The organism is Sporomusa malonica, from assembly GCF_900176355.1.
Classification (GTDB): Bacteria; Bacillota; Negativicutes; order Sporomusales; family Sporomusaceae; genus Sporomusa; species Sporomusa malonica.
In genome coordinates, this window is the sequence record NZ_FWXI01000062.1 from 1 (window position 1) to 1,410 (window position 1,410).

General features: G+C 49.3%; 1 protein-coding gene. It reads left to right on the forward strand.

Features of this window, described 5'->3' with window-relative positions; genetic code table 11:
* Positions 1–1,410: aldehyde ferredoxin oxidoreductase C-terminal domain-containing protein (locus tag B9A22_RS24820; RefSeq protein WP_139796401.1), on the forward strand; the 1,410-nt coding region annotated here is incomplete at both ends.

Here is a 1,410-nt window from a genome sequence, read left to right on the forward strand (position 1 = left end):
TGAGGTTGATGCCAATGCCCATGCGCTTGGGAAGCTCAACAAACTAATTCTTGCACCAGGATTTTTAACTGGTACATTTGCTCCTAATGCTGGTCGTATGTCCTTCGGAGCTAAAAGCCCGCTGACTGGGACGATTAAAGAAAGCAACGTTGGCGGCTTTATCGGCCATAAACTTGCCCGCGCTGGCGCAGAAGCTATTATTGTTGAAGATGTAGCTCAAGATGGTAAACTGTACACGATGGTTGTTACCAAAGACGGGATTAAATTAGAAGAATGCCCTGAGCTTAAGGGGCTGAATATCTATGATGCTACTGCTAAACTTCAGGAGAAGTATGGCCTCAAAGTCGGTATAGCCGCTATCGGTACTGCAGGGGAAAACAAAATGGCCTCAGCTTGTATCGGTGCTACCGACCAGGAGGGTGAACCTACCCGTCAAGCTGGCCGTGGTGGTCTGGGTGCAGTCATGGGCAGTAAAGGCTTAAAAGCTATTGTTGTTGATGATGCTGGTGCTGCCAATATTGCCTTTGCGAATGAGGAAGCCTTTAGAGCTGGTGCGAAGAAACTGGCTAAAGCGCTGACCAGCCATGCCGTAACCGGTCAAGGCCTGCCAACATACGGAACTAACGTGCTTGTTAACATTTTGAACGAAGCTGGCGGCCTGCCGACCAGAAACTTCTCAGAAGGCCGTTTTGAAAACGCTAACGACACTGGCGGCGAAACGATGTATGAAACGATTAAAGCCCGTGGCGCCAACCCAACCCATGCATGCTCACCAGGCTGTATTATTCGTTGCTCGCAAACCTATAAGAATAAAGAGGGCGAAATGGTTACCGGCGGTCTTGAATACGAAACTTGCTGGGGCTTTGGGGCAAACATTGGGGCAAACAACCTTGATGACATTGCCTATATGAACCGTCTATGTGACGATTATGGCGTTGATACGATTGAAATGGCTGTTACTCTAGGGGTGGCAATGGAAGCTGGTATCGCAAAGTTTGGCGATAGCAAAGCTGCTATTGAACTAATCCACGAAATGGGTAAGGCAACTCCGCTTGGCCGGATCTTAGGCGCAGGCGCCGCAGTTACCGGCAAAGTATATGGCGTAACCCGCGTGCCAACCGTTAAAGGCCAAGGCATTCCTGCCTATGACCCCCGTGCTGTTAAAGGTGTTGGCGTAACGTACGCTACAACGACTATGGGAGCTGACCACACTGCCGGATATGTTGTTGCTACCAATATCCTGGGCGTAAGCGGCAAAACTGACCCATTAGCAGCTGAAGGCCAAGTTGATCTGTCCCGTAACTTCCAAATCGCGACCTCCTTTATTGACACTACCGGTTTGTGCCTGTTCGTAGCTTTTGCCATCCTTGATATTCCTGAAGGTATGGAAGGTATTGTTGAGATGTGTAA